The organism is Oscillibacter sp. KLE 1745, from assembly GCF_000469445.2.
In the GTDB taxonomy this organism is placed as follows: domain Bacteria; phylum Bacillota; class Clostridia; order Oscillospirales; family Oscillospiraceae; genus Oscillibacter; species Oscillibacter welbionis.
In genome coordinates this window covers 56,265-57,217 of the sequence record NZ_KI271734.1, presented here as the reverse complement: position 1 = coordinate 57,217, position 953 = coordinate 56,265, and the positions used below count along the sequence as shown (strand labels likewise).

Below are 953 nucleotides of genomic sequence, written 5' to 3'. Positions count from 1 at the left end.
CTGAGCTTCGCTCAGCCGCCTTTGTGTTCGTATTTTTTTAGGAGGTCCTCGATGGCTTCGTCCAAGAGACGCGTTTTGGTGATGCGCGTTTTTTTGGAGAGCTCGTTGAATGGCTCTACCAGTTCGTTGGCCAGGGAGGAAACAAATCTTTTCCGATTTACCAGCTGGTGTTCGCCCAAAACCCTTCACCCTACTTTCTACTCACTACGTAGTTACTATATATGCACTATATCATTTGGCGTTTTGCTTGACAAGTGGTGCTTAGGTGGTATACTACAAGTGCATAGGAGGTGGCTATATATGAATCACACCAAGGCGATGTTGACGGATATTTTACTGCATCTCCGCAAGAGGGCGGAGCGGGGGGATCCGGTTTGGCGGGAGCTGGCAGCACGGGAGGAAGCGGCGTACTGCCGGGTCCGGCAGCTCTGCGGCGGGGACCGGGAGCTTTTGCAGGAGGTAGGGGACCTGTCGGACGCCTGCTGCGCCCTGGCGGAATACGCCGGAGAGTATCAGTTTTTCCTGGGCCTCCAAATGGGCCTGGAGTTGGGTGCGTTGGACCTGCTGGGCGCGGAAGAGGAGGAAACCCTCTCCCATGCCCGGGCGCTTTCCTGCTCGTGACCTCAACAGATATCCGATCACCGTCCTGCCAACGCGGGGAAATGGGCGGATGAGAGCATCTGCCCCTACGGTTATGGAAGGTCAGGCGCTTCCGCGACCGCTAGGGTAGCGCGTAGCGAAGCGGAACGCGCGGAAAGAGGAACCAGTGGAACACTGGTGACGGAAATCCTGGGAGCGCCGCAGCGCGAGACAGGAAAAGAGGAGCTGGTCAAATCCCTCCTTGCACCCCGACCCAAGACATACCCGCGCCGCGGGAATCAGCCCCCCAAATCTTTGCGTCACCCCGCCGCGCCCGTCAGCCGTCTGCCGAAAACACGCAGGCACCCTCTCAC

The 953-nt window shown here is 58.1% G+C and carries 2 protein-coding genes; one reads left to right on the top strand and one right to left on the bottom strand.

Annotated elements, in window-relative coordinates; translation table 11 throughout:
- Window positions 1-11 precede the first annotated feature (11 nt).
- Window positions 12-179, bottom strand: a complete 168-nt coding sequence (locus HMPREF1546_RS18375; protein ID WP_021751358.1) for a ribbon-helix-helix domain-containing protein — start codon at window positions 177-179, stop codon at window positions 12-14.
- A 121-nt stretch (window positions 180-300) separates the two neighbouring features.
- Here HMPREF1546_RS18375 and HMPREF1546_RS11145 point away from each other — a divergent pair, with 121 nt between their 5' ends.
- Window positions 301-621 (top strand): hypothetical protein, encoded by a 321-nt coding sequence (locus HMPREF1546_RS11145; protein WP_021751359.1) that lies wholly within the window; start codon window positions 301-303, stop codon window positions 619-621.
- Window positions 622-953 lie beyond the last annotated feature (332 nt).